This window comes from Ancylobacter gelatini (assembly GCF_022601675.1).
Classification (GTDB): Bacteria; Pseudomonadota; Alphaproteobacteria; order Rhizobiales; family Xanthobacteraceae; genus Ancylobacter; species Ancylobacter gelatini.
Genome location: NZ_JAKVIL010000006.1, coordinates 36,661 through 56,937, shown reverse-complemented (window position 1 = coordinate 56,937; position 20,277 = coordinate 36,661). Strand labels below are relative to the sequence as shown.

The 20,277-nt window shown below is 67.4% G+C and carries 16 protein-coding genes; 13 read left to right on the top strand and 3 right to left on the bottom strand.

The features are described 5' to 3' along the window. Positions 1-121 precede the first annotated feature (121 nt). From MKI84_RS11960 to folD, 6 genes are all read left to right on the top strand, one after another. On the top strand, positions 122-1,372 hold the full coding sequence (locus tag MKI84_RS11960; protein ID WP_241619712.1) for a sarcosine oxidase subunit beta family protein: 1,251 nt from the start codon (positions 122-124) through the stop codon (positions 1,370-1,372). After that, positions 1,372-1,635 carry a sarcosine oxidase subunit delta gene (locus tag MKI84_RS11955; RefSeq protein WP_241619710.1) on the top strand — a complete coding sequence of 88 codons (264 nt, stop codon included), beginning with the start codon at positions 1,372-1,374 and terminating at the stop codon, positions 1,633-1,635. The genes MKI84_RS11960 and MKI84_RS11955 overlap by 1 nt, the downstream gene beginning before the upstream one ends. Continuing rightward, on the top strand, positions 1,632-4,610 hold the full coding sequence (locus MKI84_RS11950) for a sarcosine oxidase subunit alpha family protein (RefSeq protein ID WP_241619708.1): 2,979 nt from the start codon (positions 1,632-1,634) through the stop codon (positions 4,608-4,610). The genes MKI84_RS11955 and MKI84_RS11950 overlap by 4 nt, the downstream gene beginning before the upstream one ends. After that, on the top strand, positions 4,603-5,217 hold the full coding sequence (locus MKI84_RS11945) for a sarcosine oxidase subunit gamma (RefSeq protein ID WP_241619707.1): 615 nt from the start codon (positions 4,603-4,605) through the stop codon (positions 5,215-5,217). Before MKI84_RS11950 ends, MKI84_RS11945 begins: the two co-directional genes overlap by 8 nt. Positions 5,218-5,313: 96 nt before the next feature. Continuing rightward, positions 5,314-6,198 carry a formyltetrahydrofolate deformylase gene (gene purU / locus MKI84_RS11940; protein WP_241619705.1) on the top strand — a complete coding sequence of 295 codons (885 nt, stop codon included), beginning with the start codon at positions 5,314-5,316 and terminating at the stop codon, positions 6,196-6,198. Between the two features lie 28 nt (positions 6,199-6,226). Next, a complete protein-coding gene (folD, locus tag MKI84_RS11935) occupies positions 6,227-7,102 on the top strand; it encodes a bifunctional methylenetetrahydrofolate dehydrogenase/methenyltetrahydrofolate cyclohydrolase FolD (protein ID WP_241619704.1) in 876 nt (291 codons plus the stop codon). 8 nt (positions 7,103-7,110) lie between these two features. Here the strand turns inward: folD and sthA are convergent, their stop codons facing one another. Further along, positions 7,111-8,505 carry a Si-specific NAD(P)(+) transhydrogenase gene (gene sthA, locus MKI84_RS11930; protein ID WP_241619703.1) on the bottom strand — a complete coding sequence of 465 codons (1,395 nt, stop codon included), beginning with the start codon at positions 8,503-8,505 and terminating at the stop codon, positions 7,111-7,113. Positions 8,506-8,696: 191 nt separating this feature from the next. On the opposite strand from sthA, the gene MKI84_RS11925 reads away from it, so the two are divergent. The 5 genes from MKI84_RS11925 (at position 8,697) to glnT (ending at position 14,008) form a co-directional block, all read left to right on the top strand. After that, positions 8,697-9,374, top strand: a complete 678-nt coding sequence (locus MKI84_RS11925; RefSeq protein ID WP_425353834.1) for a helix-turn-helix domain-containing protein — start codon at positions 8,697-8,699, stop codon at positions 9,372-9,374. Between the two features lie 140 nt (positions 9,375-9,514). Then, positions 9,515-10,396, top strand: coding sequence for a class II glutamine amidotransferase (locus MKI84_RS11920; RefSeq protein WP_241619701.1), 882 nt, complete (start codon positions 9,515-9,517; stop codon positions 10,394-10,396). Then, positions 10,393-11,121, top strand: a complete 729-nt coding sequence (locus MKI84_RS11915) for a protein glxC (protein WP_241619700.1) — start codon at positions 10,393-10,395, stop codon at positions 11,119-11,121. Before MKI84_RS11920 ends, MKI84_RS11915 begins: the two co-directional genes overlap by 4 nt. Before the next feature lie 12 nt (positions 11,122-11,133). Next, positions 11,134-12,471, top strand: a complete 1,338-nt coding sequence (locus MKI84_RS11910; RefSeq protein WP_241619698.1) for an FMN-binding glutamate synthase family protein — start codon at positions 11,134-11,136, stop codon at positions 12,469-12,471. Between the two features lie 235 nt (positions 12,472-12,706). Further along, complete coding sequence (gene glnT, locus MKI84_RS11905) at positions 12,707-14,008, top strand: type III glutamate--ammonia ligase (protein WP_241619697.1); 1,302 nt, start codon at positions 12,707-12,709, stop codon at positions 14,006-14,008. On the opposite strand, the gene MKI84_RS11900 is transcribed toward glnT, so the two are convergent. Further along, positions 13,957-14,760, bottom strand: coding sequence for a DUF1194 domain-containing protein (locus MKI84_RS11900; RefSeq protein WP_342593635.1), 804 nt, complete (start codon positions 14,758-14,760; stop codon positions 13,957-13,959). The genes glnT and MKI84_RS11900 overlap by 52 nt on opposite strands. Positions 14,761-14,974: 214 nt before the next feature. Next, positions 14,975-16,408, bottom strand: coding sequence for a helix-turn-helix domain-containing protein (locus MKI84_RS11895; RefSeq protein WP_241619695.1), 1,434 nt, complete (start codon positions 16,406-16,408; stop codon positions 14,975-14,977). Between the two features lie 299 nt (positions 16,409-16,707). On the opposite strand from MKI84_RS11895, the gene MKI84_RS11890 reads away from it, so the two are divergent. Further along, the gene (locus tag MKI84_RS11890; RefSeq protein WP_241619694.1) at positions 16,708-18,243 is read left to right on the top strand and encodes an acyl-CoA carboxylase subunit beta; all 1,536 of its coding nucleotides are present in this window, start codon (positions 16,708-16,710) and stop codon (positions 18,241-18,243) included. Positions 18,244-18,254: 11 nt separating this feature from the next. After that, positions 18,255-20,270, top strand: a complete 2,016-nt coding sequence (locus tag MKI84_RS11885; RefSeq protein ID WP_241619692.1) for an acetyl-CoA carboxylase biotin carboxylase subunit — start codon at positions 18,255-18,257, stop codon at positions 20,268-20,270. The last annotated feature ends 7 nt before the right edge of the window (positions 20,271-20,277 follow it).

Genomic DNA, 20,277 nt, shown 5'->3' with positions numbered 1-20,277 from the left:
GGGTTGGCGCAACTCCTTGATCGCGCGCCACGAGCGACGCCTTCCGAACTATAACCAAAACTTATATTATCACCGGCTTCGCCGCGCACTATAGCTTTATCGACAGATGCAGCGAGCCGCCATGCGCTATTCCTTCCTCAGCCTTCTTCGCAACGGCCTGTCCGGCCAATCCGGCTGGAAGCCGGCCTGGCGCGATGCCAGCCCGAAGCCTTCCTATGACGTGATCATCGTCGGTGGCGGCGGGCATGGGCTGGCCACGGCCTATTACCTCGCCAGCCAGCACGGCATCCGCAACGTGGCGGTGATCGAGAAGGGCTATATCGGCTCCGGCAATGCCGGGCGGAACACCACTATCATCCGCTCCAACTACCTGCTGCCGGGCAACGAGCCGTTCTACGAGTTCTCGATGAAGCTCTGGGAAGGGCTGGAGCAGGAGCTGAACTACAACGCGATGGTGAGCCAGCGCGGCATCCTCAACCTCTACCATTCCGACGCCCAGCGCGACGCCTATGCGCGGCGCGGCAACGCGATGCGGCTGAACGGGGCGGATTCGGAACTGCTGGACACCGAGGGCGTGCGGGCCATGTACCCGTTCCTTGATTTCGCCAATGCCCGCTTCCCGATCCGCGGTGGCCTGTTGCAGCGCCGCGCCGGCACCGCGCGCCACGACGCCGTGGTGTGGGGCTATGCGCGCGGCGCCGACCGGCTCGGCGTCGACATCATCCAGAACTGCGAGGTCACCGGCCTGATCCGCGAGGGCGACGTGGTGACGGGGGTGCAGACCACGTGCGGAGAAATCCGCGCCGGCAAGGTCGGGCTCGCGGTCGCCGGCTCCTCCTCCAAGCTCGCGGCCATGGCCGGCATGCGCCTGCCGATCGAAAGCCATGTGCTGCAGGCCTTCGTCTCCGAAGGGCTCAAGCCGCTGATCGACGGCGTGATCACCTTCGGCGCCGGGCATTTCTACATCAGCCAGTCCGACAAGGGCGGCCTGGTCTTCGGCGGCGACATTGACGGCTACAATTCCTACGCCCAGCGCGGCAATCTCCCGGTGGTGGAAGATGTGTGCGAGGGCGGCATGGCCCTGATGCCGCGCATCGGCCGGCTGCGCCTCCTGCGCATGTGGGGCGGCATCATGGACATGTCGATGGACGGTTCGCCGATCATCGATCACGCGCCGCTGCCCGGCCTCTATCTCAATGCCGGCTGGTGCTATGGCGGCTTCAAGGCCACCCCGGCCTCGGGCTGGTGCTTCGCCCATCTGCTGGCGAAGGACGAGCCGCACGCCACCGGAACCGCCTTCCGTCTCGACCGCTTCCGCACCGGACATCTGATCGACGAAAAGGGAGTCGGCGCGCAGCCGAACCTGCACTGATGCGTATCCCCTGCCCCTATTGCGGCGCGCGCGACGCCCATGAATTCGCCTATCTCGGCGATGCGACCGTCACCCGCCCGGATCCGTCGGCGGCGGATGCGCCGGCCGCGTTCCACGATTACGTCTATCTGCGCGACAATCCCGCCGGTGTGCATCAGGAGTTGTGGTATCACGCCAATGGCTGCCGGCGCTGGGTGACCGTCACCCGCGACACCCGCACCCACGCCATTTCGTCGGCCGTCTTCACGAGGAGCGGATCATGAGCCGCCTGTCCTCCGGCGGCCTGATCGACCGCGCCCGCCCGCTTTCCTTCCGCTTCGACGGCAAGGGCTATCAAGGCTATGAGGGCGACACCCTCGCCTCCGCTTTGCTGGCCAACGACGTCCGCCTTGTCGGCCGCTCGTTCAAATATCACCGCCCGCGCGGCATCTTCTCGGCCGGACCGGAAGAGCCGAATGCGCTGGTGGAGTTGCGCGAGGGCGCGCGTCGCGAGCCGAACACCCGCGCCACGTTGGTCGAGCTGTTCGACGGGCTCGCCGCGTCGAGCCAGAACCGCTGGCCCTCGCTCGCCCTCGACGCGCTGAGCGTCAACGGGCTGCTCTCGCCCTTCCTCGGCGCCGGCTTCTACTACAAGACCTTCATGTGGCCCGCCCATTTCTGGGAGAAGCTCTACGAGCCGGTGATCCGCCGCGCCGCCGGCCTCGGCCGCGCCGCGCCGGAGGAAGATCCGGACCATTACGAGAAGGCCAACGCCTTCTGCGACGTGCTGGTGATCGGCGCCGGCCCGGCCGGGCTGATGGCGGCACTCGCCGCCGGGCGCGCCGGGGCGCGCGTGATCCTCGCGGAGGAGGATTTCCGCGTCGGCGGGCGGCTGAATGCCGAGCCGGGCGAGATCGACGGCGCGCCGGCGGGCGAGTTCGTCGCCGCGACCCTTGCCGAGCTGTGCAGCCTCGACAATGTGCGGATCATGACCCGCACCACCGTGTTCGGCGTCTATGACGGCGGCGCCTATGGCGCGGTGGAGCGGGTGAGCGACCACCTCGCCACCCCTGCCCCGTTCCAGCCCCGGCAGGTGCTTTGGCGCATTCAGGCGACGCGCGCCGTGCTGTGCGCCGGCGCCACCGAGCGGCCGATCGTGTTCGGCGGCAATGACCGGCCGGGCGTGATGCTGGCCGGCGCCGCCGCGACCTATGTCCACCGCTACGCCGCGCTTCCCGGCAAGCGCCTCGCGGTATTCGCGAATAACGACGCCGCCTGGCGCGACGCGCTCGCCATGAAGGCGGCCGGCGCCAATGTCGAGGCGATCATCGACATCCGTCCCGACATCGCCGCTCCGCTCGCCCGCGAGGCCGAGCGGCAGGGGGTGCGGACGATTCTGGGCGGACAGGTCGTCGCGACCCATAGCGGCCTGCTGCCGGGTGCGACGCTCTCCGGCCTCACCGTCGCCGCGAACGGGCGCACCGAGCGCCTCGCCGCCGATACGCTGGCCGTCTCCGGCGGCTGGTCGCCCAATGTGCACCTGACCTGCCACCATGGCGGCAAGCCGACATGGCGCGCGGATATCGCCGCTTTCGTGCCCGGCTCCACCCCGCCCGGCCTCACGGTCGCCGGCGCAGCCAAGGGCAGCTTCGCCCTCGCCGACATATTGCGCGAAGGGGCGGAGGAAGGCGCGACGGCCGCAGCCGATCTCGGCTTGGCCACCACCATCCTCGCGCTGCCGCCGGTGGCGGATGAGCGCTACGCCATCACCCCGTTCTGGCACGTCGCCGGCTCGAAAGGCCCGGCCTTCGTCGACCAGCAGAACGACGTGACCGCCAAGGATATCGGCATCGCGCACAAGGAGGGGTTCCGCTCGGTGGAGCACCTCAAGCGCTACACCACCCTCGGCATGGCGACCGATCAGGGCCGCACCTCCAACGTCACCGGCCTCGCCATCATGGCGGAACTGACGGGGGCGGGCATCGGCGAGACCGGCACCACCATCTTCCGCCCGCCCTATACGCCGGTCGCGCTCGGCGCCTTTGCCGGCCATCATCGCGGGCAGGATTTCCGTCCCACCCGCCTCACCCCGACCCATGACTGGGCGGCTTCGCTCGGCGCGGTGTTCATCGAGACCGGGCCATGGCTGCGCGCGCAATACTTTCCGCGCGACGGGGAAACCGACTGGCTGGAGACGGTCAACCGCGAGGTCAAGGCGGTGCGCGCCTCGGTCGGCCTGATCGACGTCTCGACCTTCGGCAAGATCGACCTTCAGGGCCCCGATGCCGGCGCCTTCCTCGACCGCGTGTACATCAACACCTTCTCGACCCTGGCCATCGGCAAGGCGCGCTACGGCGTGATGCTGCGCGAGGACGGCATGGTGATGGACGACGGCACCACCGCCCGGCTCGGCGAGAGCCATTATGTGATGACCACCACCACGGCCAATGCCGGCAAGGTGTTCCAGCATCTGGAATTCTGCCTTCAGGTGCTGTGGCCCGAGCTCGATGTGACGCTGACCTCGGTCTCCGAGCAATGGGCGCAGATCGCGCTGGCCGGTCCGCGCTCGCGCGAGGTGCTGGCGCGTATCGTCGACGCCGGCACCGACGTGTCCAATGACGGCCTTCCCTTCATGGGGGCCATCGCCGGCGCGGTGATGGGGGGCGTGCCGGCACGGCTGTTCCGCCTGTCCTTCTCCGGCGAGCTCGGCTTCGAGATCGCGGTCCCGGCGCGCCATGGCGAGGCGCTGGCCAAGGCGCTGATGGCGGCCGGCGAGACGTTCGGCATTACGCCCTACGGCATCGAGGCGCTCGGCGTGCTGCGCATTGAGAAGGGCCATGTCTCCGGCAACGAGCTGACGGGCCAGACCACCGCCGCCGATCTCGGCCTGGGCCGTATGGCCTCGACCAAGAAGGATCATATCGGCCGCGTCATGGCCGCCCGGCCCGGCATCGCCGATCCGGAGCGCCCCAGCCTTGTCGGCTTCCGGCCGGTCGACCGCACGCAAAGGCTGCGCGCGGGCGCGCATTTCCTCACCCCCGGCAAGGCCGCGGAGGTGGGCAATGATGAGGGCTACATGACATCGGTCGCCTACTCACCGCATCTCGGCCACTGGATCGGGCTGGGGCTGCTGAAGGACGGGCCGGAGCGCATCGGCTACCGCGTGCGCGCCTATGACCCGGTGCGCGGCAATGATTTCGAGGTGGAAGTCTGCGCGCCCGGCTTCATCGATCCCAAGGGGGAGAGGCTCCGTGGCTGATCATTCCCACCATGACCCGCTCGCGGGCATCCCGGTGACACTGCTTCCGCCGGACGGCCATTATGGCGCGCAGGTGGAGCCTGGCCTGCGGGCCACCCGCCTCGTCCCCGCCGCGCTGGCGAGCCTCGCCGCGCGCCGTGGCCGCGAGGTCGAACTGGCCGAGGCCGCCGAGCGCGCCTTCGGCGTGCGCCTGATCGACGCGCCGCGCGTCAGCTCTGCCGGCGGGCTGAGCTTCATCGGCACCGCGCCGGGCCGCTGGATGGTGCTCTCCGACGCCGCGAGCGACCTCGTCATTCGGCTCGACGCCGCGTTCGGCCGGCTCGCCGCGATCACCGAGCAGACCGACTCCGCGCTGCTGTACGCGCTGTCGGGCCCGGAGGTGCGCGAGGTTCTGGCAAAGGGGCTGGCGCTCGATCTTCACCCCTCGGTGTTCGCCGCCGGCAGCGCCGCCACCACGGTGTTCGCCCATATCGGTGTCACGCTGTGGCAGGCCCCGGAGGCCTCCGACTACCGGCTGCTGGTCGCCCGCTCCTATGAGGCCGCGTTCCTGCGCGCGCTGATCGCCGCCGCCGCGCCCTGCGGTTTTCACCTCGACGGGCGAGGTTGAGCGCGGCCGATCCGAGCCCCCCGCGCGCTTCCCTCCCGCAGCTTTTCTCCCTACAACACCGCCGCGCACGCCGCCGGCCCTGTGACGAGATTTGCCATGACCACCAATGCCACGAGCACACCCGCTGAAACCTATGTGCTGACGCTCTCCTGCCCGGACCGGCCGGGCATCGTGGCCGGCGTCGCCAATTTCCTGTTCGAGCATGGCTGCAACATCCTCGAAGCCCAGCAGTTCGACGACACCGAGAGCGGGCGCTTCTTCATGCGCGTCTCGTTCGAGCGGGTGTCCGACGCGTTCAGCTTCGAGCAGATCAGCAAGGCGTTCACCGCCGTGGCGCAGAGCTTCTCGCTGAACTACCGGCTGCGCCCGCGCTCGCAGAAGCGCCGCGTCATGCTGCTGGTCTCCAAGTTCGACCATTGCCTCGCCGACCTGCTGTATCGCTGGCGCATCGGCGAAATCCCGATGGATATCGTCGCCATCGCCGCCAACTACCCGCGCGAGACCTATGCCCATCTCGATTTCGACGGCATCCCGTTCCATTATCTGCCGATCACCAAGGCGACCAAGATGGAGCAGGAAGCCCAGCTCTGGGAGCTGTTCCAGTCCTCCGGCGCGGAAGTCGCGGTGCTCGCGCGCTACATGCAGGTGCTCTCCGACGGGCTGTCGGCCAAGCTCTCGGGGCGCTGCATCAACATCCATCACTCGTTCCTGCCCGGCTTCAAGGGCGCCAAGCCCTATCACCAGGCGTTCGAGCGCGGCGTGAAGCTGATCGGCGCCACCGCGCATTACGTGACCTCGGATCTCGACGAAGGCCCGATCATCGAGCAGGACGTCGAGCGCATCACCCATCAGGATTCCGCCGAAGCGCTGGTGCGCAAGGGCCGCGACATCGAGCGCCGCGTGCTCGCCCGGGCGCTGGCCTGGCATCTCGACGACCGCGTGCTGACCAACGGGCACAAGACCGTGGTGTTCCGCGACTGAACCTTTCGCCCCACTGGAGAGCTGATCCATGGTCGAGACCCGCATCATCGACGGCAAGGGCTTTGCCGAGAAACTGCGCGCGCGCCTTGCCGGCGAGGTCGCCGCCTTTCATGCCGAGACCCGCGTGACACCGGGCCTCGCCGTGGTTCTCGTGGGCGAGGATCCCGCGAGCGCGGTCTATGTCCGCAACAAGGGCAAGCAGACGGTGGAGGCCGGCATGGCCTCGATCGAGCACAAGCTGCCCGATACCACCACCCAGGCCGAACTGCTGGCGCTGATCGCGAGCCTCAACGCCGATCCGGGCGTGCACGGCATCCTCGTGCAATTGCCGCTGCCCGGCCATCTCGACGCGCAGGATGTGCTCGCCGCCATCGACCCGGCCAAGGATGTCGACGGCTTCCATGTGGTGAATGCCGGCCGGCTCGCAGTCGGGCTCGACGCGCTGGTGCCATGCACGCCGCTCGGCTGCGTGATGCTGCTGAAGGACCTGCTCGGCTCGCTCGCCGGTCTGCGCGCCGTGGTGGTGGGGCGCTCCAACATCGTCGGCAAGCCGCTCGCCCAGCTCCTGCTGCGCGAGGACTGCACCGTCACCATCGCCCATTCCCGCACCAAGGACCTCGCCGAGGAATGCCGGCGCGCCGACATACTGATCGGCGCCGTGGGACGGCCGGAGATGATCCGCGGCGACTGGATCAAGCCCGGCGCGACGGTGATCGATGTCGGCATCAACCGCGTGGAGAAGGCCGGCGGCGGCACCCGCCTCGTTGGCGACGTGGCGTTTGACGAAGCTCAGGGCATCGCCGGCGCCATCACCCCGGTGCCCGGCGGCGTCGGCCCCATGACGATCGCCTGCCTGCTCGCCAACACGCTCACGGCGGCACGGCGGCAGGTGGCGGGCGCCTAGCGCGCCCCTCACACCCTCGACATCCTGTTCCAGGCGTCGAGGCCGGCGATCTTGTAGGCCTCCGCCAGCGTGGGATAGTTGAACGTGTTCTCGATGAAATAGTCGATCGTGCCTTTGAGGTTCAGTACCGCCTGGCCGATATGGATCAACTCGGTCGCGCCCTCGCCCACGATGTGTACGCCCAGCAGCCGGCGGGTGCGCACCGAGAAGATCATCTTCATCATCCCGTTATTGAGCCCCATGATGTGGCCGCGCGAGGTCTCGCGGAACCGCGCGATCCCGCATTCATAGGGAATCTCGCGGCGGCGCACCTCTTCCTCGCTCATGCCGACGGTCGACATTTCCGGCACCGCATAGATGCCGTAGGGGAAGAACTCCGGCGCTGGCGGCGGCGAGAGGCCGAAGGCGTGGCAGGCGGCCAGCCGGCCCTGCTCCATCGAGGTCGAGGCGAGGCTCGGGAAGCCGATCACGTCGCCCGCCGCATAGATGTGCGGCACCACGGTCTGCAGCGTCTTGGGGTCAACCGCGATGCGTCCGCGATGGTCGACCGCCAGCCCGGCCGCCTCCAGATTGAGCCGCGCCGTCGCTCCGACCCGGCCGGCGGCGAAGAGCAGCATGTCGGCCACCACGGTGCGCCCGTCGGCCAGCTTCACGATCGGCCGATCATCGGGGCCGAGCGTGATGGTGGACACCGCCGAACCGAGCCGGAGCGCGACGTTGCGGTCGCGCAGCTCATGGACGAATTCCTCGATCAGTTCCTTGTCGATGAAGTCGAGGAAGGTCGCGCGGGGTTCTATGAGGGTGACGGCCACATCCAATGCCGAGAAGATGGTGGCATATTCGACGCCGATCACCCCCGCCCCGATCACCGCGAGGCTGCGCGGCAGGCGCGGCAGTTCGACGATCTCGTCGCTGTCGAACACGGTGGCGCCGTTGAACGGCACATAATCCGGGCGGAACGGGTTGGTGCCGCAGGCGATCAATATGTGCGCGCCGGTCACGACCTGCCTCTCGCCCTCCTCGCCCGTGACCTCGATCTCGTGCGGGGAGAGGAAGCGCGCCTCGCCGCGCAGGCTTTTGACCGCGTTGCGGCTGAACTGATGCTCAAGAACCTCGACCTCGTGGTCCAGCGTCTTGTGCAGCCGGGCGAGGATGTCGCCGGCGGAGATGTCCTGCTTGACGCGGTAGGAGCGGCCATAGAACCCGCGCTCGCGCCAGCCCGAGAGGTTGAGCACGGTCTCGCGCATGGTCTTGGACGGGATGGTGCCGGTATGCACCGACACGCCGCCCACACGCCGCCCCTTCTCGATAACCAGTACCGATTTACCGATCTTGGCGGACTGCACCGCCGCGCGGCGGCCTGAAGGGCCGCTGCCGATAACGATCATGTCGAAGTCATGCATGGGGACTCGTACCGCTCAACCGAAGGCGCCGGACGTGCGCCGCGCGGCCTCGACGATGCATGATGAATGCCAAGCCGGCATGACGGCGCGAGGCGTTCGCCCGCCGGTCCGGCGCTTTTCCGCGCCTCCGGGACAGTTCGGACTTGGCTTTTTGTGGTTATGGAGTTCCCATCTGCGGGAATGATCATTCCATGGGGCACGGGGGAATCGGCAAGGTGGCAGAATCGAAGGGCCGGAAGGTGGACGCACCGGTCGAGGATCTGAACACGGGGTCCGGCGCGCCGGCCACCAGCGAACGCACGCTCGAACAGGCGCTCGGCCTTCAGGTGCGGGCGATCCGCCGCGATCTGGACCTCACCGTCTCGGACCTCGCCAATGCCGCGGCCATCTCGGTGGGCATGCTGTCCAAGATCGAGAACGGGCTGATCTCGCCCTCGCTCGCCACGCTGCAATCGATCTCCAGCGCGCTCAACGTCCCGCTGTCCATGCTGTTCACCAGCTTCGAGGAGAAGCGCGACTGTTCCTATGTGCCGGCCGGACAGGGCGTGCATATCGAGCGGCGGGGCACCAAGGTCGGGCATCAATATGAATTGCTCGGCCATGCGCTCGGTGGCGAGGTGGCGGTGGAGCCCTACCTCATCACCCTCTCCGAGGAGGCGGTGCCCTATACCGGCTTCCGCCATGCCGGCGTGGAGTTCATCCACATGGTGAGCGGCGAGGTGGTCTACCGCCACGGCGACCGCACCTATCACCTGAAGCCCGGCGATTCGCTGCTGTTCGACAGCGCCGCCAATCATGGGCCGGAGGAACTGCTGGTGCGGCCGATGAGCTATCTGTCGATCATCATCTATCCGCGCGAGCCGGTATGAATCGCCGTGAGCCATAAGACGGCAGCGGCCGATTTCCTAAGAAGAAAAATTTATTCCCCTGCATTGACGCTCCCATCATCCGCTCCTACAACAGGGCTACGCAATCACTTCATGCATTCATTGCCCCGGGAGTCCTGCCGATGTGCGGCATTGTCGGCCTGTTTCTGAAAGACCCGAAGCTGGAGCCGCAGCTCGGCTCCCTGCTCTCGGGCATGCTCGACGTCATGTGCGACCGCGGACCGGATTCCGCCGGCTTCGCGGTCTACGGCGCCGGTAACCACGGTTTCGTCAAGCTCACCCTGCGCGGCCCGGACGGCATGGATTTCGCCGCGCTGGCCTCGCAGCTCGGCCACGCCATCGTCCCGCGCGGCACCCATGCGGTGCTCAGCGTGCCGGCGGCGGAGGAAGGCCTGGTGCGCGCGGCCCTCGCCGGGCTCGCCCCGGAGGTCCGCGTGGTCGGCACCGGCGCGCGCATGGAGCTCTACAAGGAAGTCGGCCTGCCGATCGAGGTCGCCCGCCGCTTCAAGCTGGAGAGCATGAGCGGCACCCACGCCATCGGCCACACCCGCATGGCCACGGAAAGCGCGGTGACCACCGACGGCGCCCATCCGTTCTCCACCGGCCCGGACCAGTGCCTCGTCCATAACGGCTCGCTGTCCAACCATGCCGGCGTGCGCCGCCGCCTCGCCCGTGAGGGCGTGAACGTCGACACCGAGAACGACAGCGAGGTCGCGGCCGCCTACCTCACCTATCGCATGCGCTCGGGTGATACGCTGGGCGAGGCGCTGGAGCATTCGCTCTCGGACCTCGACGGCTTCTACACCTTCGTGGTCGGCACCGAGAGCGGCTTCGGCGTGCTGCGCGACCCAATCGCCTGCAAGCCCGCCGTCATGGCGGAAACCGACGCTTACGTCGCCTTTGGCTCGGAATATCGTGCGCTCGCCGGCCTGCCGGGCATCGAGACCGCGCGGGTGTTCGAGCCCGAGCCGGCCAAGGTCTATTTCTGGGATCGCGCAGCATGAACCTCTCCCTGCGAAGCTCGTCCGTGCTGGACGGCACCACCCATGTCGACCTCGCCACCTCGACGGTGCGCGAGCTGAACGGCGCGCTGCACGCGCTCAAGCCCGACACCAACGAGACGCTGTGGAAGATCGCCAATCCGCGCGGCCTCCACGCCATCGCCGCCGGCCTCGACCTGCCGGTGAGCGTCGAGATCGACGGGCCGGTCGGCTATTATTGCGGCGGCATGAACAAGCAGGCCCGCATCATCATCGAGGGCACTGCCGGCGTCGGCGTCGCCGAGAACATGATGAGCGGCCTCGTCCATGTGAAGGGCGATGCCAGCCAGGCGGCCGGCGCGACCGGCAATGGCGGCCTGCTGATCATCGACGGCAACGCCTCCGCCCGCTGCGGCATCTCGATGAAGGGCATCGACATCGTGGTGAAGGGCTCGGTCGGCCACCTCTCGGCCTTCATGGGCCAGGCCGGCACGCTCACCGTGCTCGGCGACGCCGGCGAGGCACTCGGCGACAGCCTGTATGAGGCGAAGCTTTTTGTGCGCGGCACGGTCGCCGGCCTCGGCGCCGACTGCGTGGAGAAGGAAATGCGCGACGAGCACAAGGCGCTGCTGGCCTCGAAGCTGGAGGCCGCCGGCATTCTCGGCGAGGTCGATATCTCCGAGTTCCGCCGCTACGGCTCGTCCCGCACGCTCTACCATTTCCACGTCGACAACGTGTCGAGCTACTGAAGGCGCGGGCACATGAACGATATCACCAACACCCCCCGAACCACTCCCCGCGCGTCCGCCACCTTCGACGAGTACACGCTTTCGGAAATCCGCCGCGCCGCCGCCACCGGCATCTATGACATCCGCGGCGCCGGGGCGAAGCGCAAGGTTCCCCATTTCGACGACCTGCTGTTTCTCGGCGCCTCGATCTCGCGCTACCCGCTGGAGGGCTACCGCGAGAAGTGCTCGACGGAAGTCCTGCTCGGCACCCGCTTCGCCAAGAAGCCGATCGCGCTGAAGATCCCGATCACCATCGCCGGCATGAGCTTCGGCTCGCTCTCGGCCAATGCCAAGGAAGCGCTGGGGCGCGGTGCGTCCGCCATGGGCACCTCGACCACCACCGGCGACGGCGGCATGACCAATGAGGAGCGCGGGCACTCCACCCAGCTCGTCTACCAGTACCTTCCCTCGCGCTACGGCATGAACCCGGACGACCTCAAGCGCTGCGACGCCATTGAGGTCGTGGTCGGCCAGGGCGCCAAGCCCGGCGGCGGCGGCATGCTGCTCGGCCAGAAGATCACCGAGCGCGTCGCGAAGATGCGCACGCTGCCCGTCGGCATCGACCAGCGCTCGGCCTGCCGCCACCCGGATTGGACCGGGCCGGACGACCTCGAGATCAAGATCGAGGAACTGCGCGAGATCACCGATTGGGAAAAGCCGATCTATGTGAAGGTCGGCGCCGCCCGCCCCTATTATGACACCGCGCTGGCGGTGAAGTCCGGCGCCGACGTCGTGGTCGTCGACGGCATGCAGGGCGGCACGGCGGCGACGCAGGAAGTCTTCATCGAGAATGTCGGCATCCCGACGCTGGCCGCGGTGCGCCAGGCGGTGAAGGCGCTGCAGGACCTCGGCATGCACCGCAAGGTTCAGCTCATCGTCTCCGGCGGCATCCGCAACGGCGCGGACGTCGCCAAGGCGCTGGCGCTCGGCGCGGATGCGGTGGCGATCGGAACCGCGGCCCTCGTCGCCCTCGGCGACAATGACCCCCATTATGCCGCCGAATACGAGGCGCTCGGCACCAAGGCCGGCGCTTATGACGACTGGCACGAGGGCCGCGACCCCGCCGGCATCACCACGCAGGACCCGGCGCTGATGGCGCGCCTCGATCCGGTCGCCGCCGGCCGCCGGCTCGCCAATTACCTCGCCGTGCTGACGCTGGAGTGCCAGACCATCGCCCGCGCCTGCGGCAAGAGCCATGTGCACAATCTGGAGCCGGAAGACCTGGTGGCGCTGACCATCGAGGCCGCCGCCATGGCCAATGTGCCGCTGGCGGGAACCGACTGGATTCCCGGCCGCGGCGGTAATTTCTGATCGCCGCCCTCCCGCACGTGCCTCATGCGCGGGGCGGGAGGGTGGCACACATCCGATAGCGGGCCTGTGACGCTTTGATCACCGGCCGGAGGCGGTAGCGCGATGTGGCCACGTCGCCAGCGGCGGCCGGGATGTCGACCTTTGACACGGCGTCGCCGGCACGTCCGGCGCGCCGCTTGCATTCATGAACGAGCCCAAAAGGGCCGGGGAACAGCACGAAAGCGGATTGCAACGCATGGCCCACGATCTTGCCTATGCCGCGAGAGAACTCGGCATCAATTACTTCCTCATCTCCTATGTCGACCTGTTCGGCGGCTTGCGCGCCAAGCTGGTGCCGGCCAGCGCGATCAGCGGCATGCAGAAGGCCGGCGCCGGCTTTGCCGGCTTCGCCACTTGGCTCGACATGTCGCCGGCCGACCCGGACCTGTTCGCGGTGCCCGACGCCGAGAGCCTGATCCAGCTCCCCTGGAAGCCGGAAGTGGGCTGGCTCGCCTCCGATCTGGTGATGAACAACGAGCTGGTGGCGCAGGCCCCGCGCAACGTGCTCAAGAACACGCTGCTCGGCGCCGATAGCCTGGGCTATGAGATGAAGACCGGCGTCGAGTGCGAGTTCTTCCTCACCACGCCGGACGGCCGGAAGATCTCCGACGCCGCCGACGACGCCACCAAGCCCTGCTACGACCAGTCCGCCCTGATGCGCCGCTACGACGTCATCAAGGAAATCTGCGACAGCATGCTCATGCTGGGCTGGGGCCCCTACCAGAACGACCATGAGGACGCCAACGGCCAGTTCGAGATGAACTGGAACTTCGCCGATGCGCTCACCACCGCCGACCGCCATGTGTTCTTCAAGTTCATGGCGCGCTCCATCGCCGAGAAGCACGGCCTGCGCGCCACCTTCATGCCCAAGCCGTTCATCGATCTCACCGGCTCGGGCTGCCACATGCACACCTCGCTGTGGGCCGGCGACACCAATCTGTTCGAGGACGAGGACGGCGAGCTCGGCGTCTCCGACCTCTGCTACAACTTCATCGGCGGCCTGATCCATTCGGCCGACGCGCTGTGCGCCTTCACCAATCCGACGGTGAACTCCTACAAGCGCATCAACGCCCCGCGCACGGTCTCCGGTGCCACCTGGGCGCCCAACACCGTCACCTATACTGGCAATAACCGCACCCACATGATCCGCATCCCCGATGCGGGCCGTCTGGAGCTGCGCCTGCCGGACGGCGCCGCCAACCCCTATCTCGCGCCCGCCGCCGTGCTCGCCGCCGGCCTCGACGGCATCCAGAACCAGCGCGATCCGGGCAAGCGGCTCGACATCAACATGTACACCGAAGGCCACAAGGTGCGCGGCGCCAAGAAGCTGCCGCTGAACCTGCTCGACGCGCTGCGCGCGCTCGGCAAGTCGACCGTGCTGCGTTCCGCGCTGGGCAGCCCGGTGGTGGACGGCTTCCTGAAGCTGAAGCAGGAGGAATGGGACGCCTATTCCCGCCACCTGACCCAGTGGGAACGCGACAACACGCTGGACATCTGAACCGCGCCGGGCGTGGCCGCATCCGGGAGCGCGGCGTGCCGGGTTGATGCCGGCACGCCTGAAATCTCCCGCAGCAGTTTGGCCTGGATCGCCGCGCCAAACTGCTCGCGCCCGATCACCGGCATCAGGAACGCATTGTCGCCGCCGATCACCTCGTCGCGGAAATAGGCGATCAGCACCTCGGGATCCCAGATGTCGAAGAGGTCCGTGTCCTCCTGCACGTCGGAGGGCTGACGCAGGATAATGGGCAGCCCGTTGATGGTGATGCCGCGTGCCAGCGCCGCCGCGCGCGCCAAGGGGACCGGCTGGCCTCGATTGGCGATGCCATCCCCGGAAATGTCGATCACGCGGCGGGTGCCGTTGAAGCCATTATCATCGAGCAGGCTTGCGCTTGTCGCAATCGCGTTCCCCATATTGGTTCCATAGGCCAGCCGGCCGGGCTTGCTCTCGGCGAGCTGCGCGGCGAAGTCCTTGGCGGCTTTCACGCTATCGATGAGCATCCAGGGCACAACGATCCGCGTGCGTTCCAACCCGCCCCATTCGACATAGGTAACCGCGATCCGGCCCAGTTCGCCGGCGATAATGGCCCGCTGCACCGCCCCGCTCAAAAAGGCCTGCACGAAGCCTTCATGCTGAAGGCGCTTTTCCTCGCGATCCATCGACGTCGACACGTCGGCAGCGATGACAAGCTCAAGGTCGACACGCCGCCCCGGTTCGTGGGCAGTCGAGGATAGCGAGCAGAGACAGGCCACGAGACCCAGGCCTGCAACAGAACAATAACGCCCCGTCACACGCCCATCCCTTCGAATAGATAAGCTTACTTGTCATATTTGCTGATCTATTATCATAGGCCATGCATAATTCTGCGACGAGAGCGGAGACATACCTCTTTCGGCGACGCGGCAACATCGTTCGGCGTATCGGCCCCACTTCCCGATCTCGACCACCCGGCGGGCAGATGTGACGTCACTCCTGAATCGTGAACGGCACCACGCCGCGGCGGTCGGGGTCCAGCACGATGGCGCGGTCGAGCGGGGGGAAGGCACGCTCGGGGCATGTGGTGCGCGGGCAGATGCGGCAGTTCACGCCGAGCGGGGCGACGCTCGCGCTGCGCAGGTCCAGCCCGTCGGCATAGACCAGCTCGCCGGCATAGGAAATCTCGCAGCCAATGCCGAGTGCGAAGCGGCGCTCGCGCTGGCCGTGGCGCTGCGGGGGCTTCACGCTGCCGCGCGCAAGGCACAGATAGCGCACCCCGTCCGGCATCTCTCCGATCTGCACCAGCGCCCTGGATGGCTGCTCGAACGCCTCGTGCACGTTCCACACCGGGCAGGCCCCGCCATAGCGCGCGAACTGGAAGCGCGTCGCGCTGTGGCGCTTGATGACGTTGCCGGCGCGGTCGACCTTGAGAAAATAGAACGGCACGCCCTTCTCGCCCGGCCGCTGCAAGGTCGAGAGGCGATGGCAGACCTGTTCGAGACTGGCGCCGGTGATGACGGACAGCAGGTCGAGATCGTGCCGCTTCTCCCGTGCCAGCCGCGCGAAGCGGCGATAGGGCAGGATCAGCGCACCGGCATAATAATTCTGCAAGGACAACCGGCAGACCTCTCGCGCGGCCACTGAGCGGAAGCCGGCGTCGAACACATGGCGGTCGATCAGTTCGCTCTGCTCGAAGCGCGCGAGCAGCGTGGCGATGCGAAACGTCTGGCTGGCGCGGTCCAGCGCCTTGGAGAGCGTGGCGACGCGGCGCTGGCGGTCGTAGCGCAGCAGCGGCGCCTCCGGGTCGCCCGCCGGCGCGACCTCCACGCCGATATCGTGCCGCTCGCGCAGATGGCGCACGAGAATGCCGAGCGCATCGTCGCGGCCGAACAGGTCGAGCGCCGCGCTCATCTCCTCGGCGGCGCGGTCGAGCCCGTCGACATAATTATCGATGTAATGGAAATGATCGCGCACCTCCTCATAGGGCGGGAGGCTGCGGGCCTCGCCGTCGCCCTCCTGCGCGACCGAACTCACCGCGTCGTCCAGCGCGGCGCGGCGCTCCACCAGCCGGCGCATCGATCCGTGAAGGCGCAGGAAGGCATGGGCGAAGGCGGGCGCGTGGGTGGTGGCGTTCTTCAGGTCCTGAAGGCTCGGCTCCATGCCGCGGAACATCGGATCGGCCAGCGCCTCGCGCAGATCGGCGACGATGCGGTCGAGATCGTCGGCGCCGAAGCGGGTGATGTCGAGGTCGAACACCCGGCCGATCGCCAGCAGCACCGCGGCGGTGACCGGGCGCTGGTTGCTCTCGATCTGGTTGATGTAGCTCGGCGACAGCGACAGGCGGCGGGCGAAGTCGACCTGCGTCAGCCCCAGCTTCTCGCGAAGATTGCGCACCGCATGACCGGCAAAGACTTTCTTGGACATGGTGCGGCTCCACAATCCGCGGGAAGTGCTCTAGCTTTGCCTCTCCCATTGGAGAGCGATGGCCCGCGAAGCGGGTCGGTGAACAGCGACAGGCTAGCGAAACGGCGCCCCACCTCCTCTCGGGGGAAGCGCGAAGGGCGAAGGTCCATCGGCTCGGCGCGCCTTCCACTTTGTGAAGATTTTACAATTTCACGATCCGCATTTTCACAGCTTATCTTTTGTCCGGCAAGGGCCTAGAACTGCAACATCACGCCCGGCCCGTCGTCCGGGCCCCAACCACTGCCCGATCGGTGCCCGCCATGAAGCACATACTCGACGAGCTCGAACAGCGCCGCGCCGGAGCGCGCCTCGGTGGCGGCGAAAAACGCATCAGCGCTCAGCACAAGCGCGGCAAGCTGACCGCCCGCGAGCGCATCGAGCTGATGCTCGACACCGGCTCCTTCGAGGAGTTCGACACCTTCGTGCAGCACCGCTGCACCGATTTCGGCATGGACAAGGCCGAGAAGATTCCCGGCGACGGCGTGGTGACCGGCTGGGGCACGGTGAATGGCCGCCGCGTCTTCGTCTTCGCCAAGGACTTCACCGTGTTCGGCGGCTCGCTCTCGGAAGCGCACGCGGCGAAGATCACCAAGATCCAGGACCTCGCGCTGAAGACCCGCGCCCCGATCATCGGCCTGTTCGACGCCGGCGGGGCGCGCATCCAGGAAGGCGTCGCCGCGCTCGGCGGCTATGGCGAGGTGTTCAAGCGCAACGTGCTGGCCTCGGGCGTGATCCCGCAGATTTCCGTCATCATGGGTCCGTGCGCAGGTGGCGACGTCTATTCGCCGGCCATGACCGACTTCATCTTCATGGTGCGCGATACCTCCTACATGTTCGTCACCGGCCCGGACGTGGTGAAGACCGTCACCAACGAGACGGTGACCGCCGAGGAGTTGGGCGGCGCCAAGGTGCACACCACCAAGTCGTCGGTGGCGGACGGCGCCTTCGACAATGATGTCGAGTGCCTGCTGCAGATGCGCCGGCTGATCGATTTTCTGCCCGCCAATAACGCCGACGGCGCGCCGGAATGGCCGAGTTTCGACGATGGCGAGCGCCTCGATCCCTCGCTCGACACGCTGGTGCCGGACAACCCGAACAAGCCCTACGACATGAAGGAACTGATCGCGAAGATCGCCGACGAAGGCGACATCTTCGAGATCCAGCAAGGCTTCGCCGGTAACATCATCACCGCCTTCGGCCGGGTGCAGGGCAAGACGGTCGGCTTCGTCGCCAACCAGCCCATGGTGCTGGCGGGCGTGCTCGATTCAGATGCGTCGCGCAAGGCCGCGCGCTTCGTAAGGTTCTGCGACGCCTTTGAAATCCCGATCGTGACGCTGGTCGACGTCCCCGGCTTCCTCCCCGGTACGGCGCAGGAATATGGCGGGCTGATCAAGCATGGCGCCAAGCTGCTCTTCGCCTACAGCCAGGCCACCGTGCCGCTGGTCACCGTCATCACCCGCAAGGCCTTCGGCGGCGCCTATGACGTGATGGCCTCCAAGCATGTCGGCGGCGACGTGAACTACGCGTGGCCGACCGCGCAGATCGCGGTGATGGGCGCCAAGGGCGCGGTGGAGATCATCTTCCGTGCCGATATCGACGACCCCGAGAAAATCGCGACGCGGACGAAGGAATATGAGCAGCGCTTCCTCTCGCCGTTTGTCGCGGCGGAGCGCGGCTATATCGACGAGGTGATCACGCCGCGCTCGACCCGCAAACGCATCGCCCGTGCCCTCGCCATGCTGGCTTCGAAAAAGGTCGAAGCCCCGGCGAAGAAGCACGACAACTTGCCGCTGTGAAGGTTCGCACCATGTTCAAGAAAATCCTCATCGCGAACCGTGGCGAGATCGCCTGCCGGGTTATCAAGACCGCCCGCAAGATGGGCATCAAGACCGTGGCGGTCTATTCCGACGCCGACAAGGACGCGCTCCATGTCGAGATGGCAGACGAGGCGGTGCCTATCGGGCCCGCCCCGGCCGCGCAGTCCTATCTGATCGCCGAGAAGATCATCGAGGCGTGCCGCCAGACCGGCGCCGAGGCGGTGCATCCCGGCTATGGCTTCCTCTCCGAGCGCGCGAGCTTCGCTGCTGCGCTCAAGGATGCCGGCATCGTGTTCATCGGCCCCAATCCGGGGGCGATCGAGGCGATGGGCGACAAGATCGAATCCAAGAAGGCGGCGGCCGCCGCGAATGTCTCGACCGTTCCCGGCTATCTCGGCGTGATCGAGGATGCCGAGCATGCGGCCAAGATCGCCGACGAGATCGGCTATCCGGTGATGATCAAGGCGTCGGCCGGCGGCGGCGGCAAGGGCATGCGCATCGCCCATTCGCGGGCCGAGGTGCAGGACGGCTTCGACCGAGCCCGCTCGGAAGCGCGCTCCTCCTTCGGCGACGACCGCGTGTTCGTCGAGAAGTTCATCGTCGACCCGCGCCACATCGAAATCCAGGTGCTGGGCGACAAGCACGGCAACGTCATCTATCTGGGCGAGCGGGAATGCTCGATCCAGCGCCGCAACCAGAAAGTGGTCGAGGAAGCCCCCTCCCCGCTGCTGGACGAGGCCACCCGCCGGAAGATGGGCGAGCAGGCGGTCGCGCTGGCCAAAGCGGTGAACTACGACAGCGCCGGCACGGTGGAATTCGTCGCGGGGCAGGACAAGTCGTTCTACTTCCTTGAGATGAACACCCGCCTCCAGGTCGAGCACCCGGTGACCGAGCTGATCACCGGCATCGACCTCGTGGAGCAGATGATCTGCGTCGCGGCCGGCGAGAAGCTGGCGCTCCGCCAGGAGGACGTGAAGCTGAACGGCTGGGCGGTGGAGAGCCGCGTTTATGCCGAGGACCCTTACCGCTCCTTCCTGCCCTCGATCGGCCGTCTGACCCGCTACAAGCCGCCGGCGGAAAAGGTGAGCGACGGCATTACCGTGCGCAACGACACCGGCGTCTATGAGGGCGGGGAAATCTCGCTCTATTACGACCCGATGATCGCCAAGCTGGTGACGCACGCGCCCACCCGCGCGCAGGCCATCGAGGCGCAGGCCGACGCGCTCGACGCCTTCTCGATCGACGGCATCCAGCACAACATCCCGTTCCTCGCCTCGCTGATGGCGCATCCGCGCTGGCAGGAGGCCCGGCTCTCCACCGGCTTCATCGCCGAGGAGTATCCGGACGGCTTCCACGGCACCGCGCCTACTGCGGCGCTGGCCCGCCGGCTCGCCGCCGTGGCGGCTGTGATCGACAATGTGGGCAATGCGAGGAAGCGCAGGATTTCCGGCCAGATGCCCGGGCGCAGCGTCGTGTTCGAGCACCAGCGCGTGGTGAAGATCGGCGGCGCCGAGCTGCCCTGCGAGGTCGACCGCGCGGCGGGCGGCTACATCGTCACCTTCCTTGATGAGGCCGGCAATGCGCTCTCTACCCATGAGCTGCGCTCGGGCTGGCAACCCGGCGAGCCGGTGTGGAACGGCACGTTCGACGACGACGCCATTGCCGTGCAGGTCCGCCCGCGGCTCAACGGCGTGGCCCTCGCCCATCGCGGCGTGGCCGTGGAAGCCGTCGTCTACACCGTCCGGGAGGCCGCGCTCGCCGCGCTGATGCCCGAGAAGGTGCAGGCCGGGGCCGGCAAGAACCTCTTGTGCCCGATGCCCGGCCTCGTGGTCTCGATCGCGGTGGCCGAGGGGCAGGAAGTCAAGGCCGGTGAGACGCTGGCCGTGGTCGAGGCGATGAAGATGGAGAACGTGCTGCGCGCCGAGCGCGACGCCACCGTCAAGAAGATCCTCGCCAAGGCCGGCGACAGTCTCGCCGTCGACGCCGTGATCCTCGAATTCGCCTGAGGGAGCC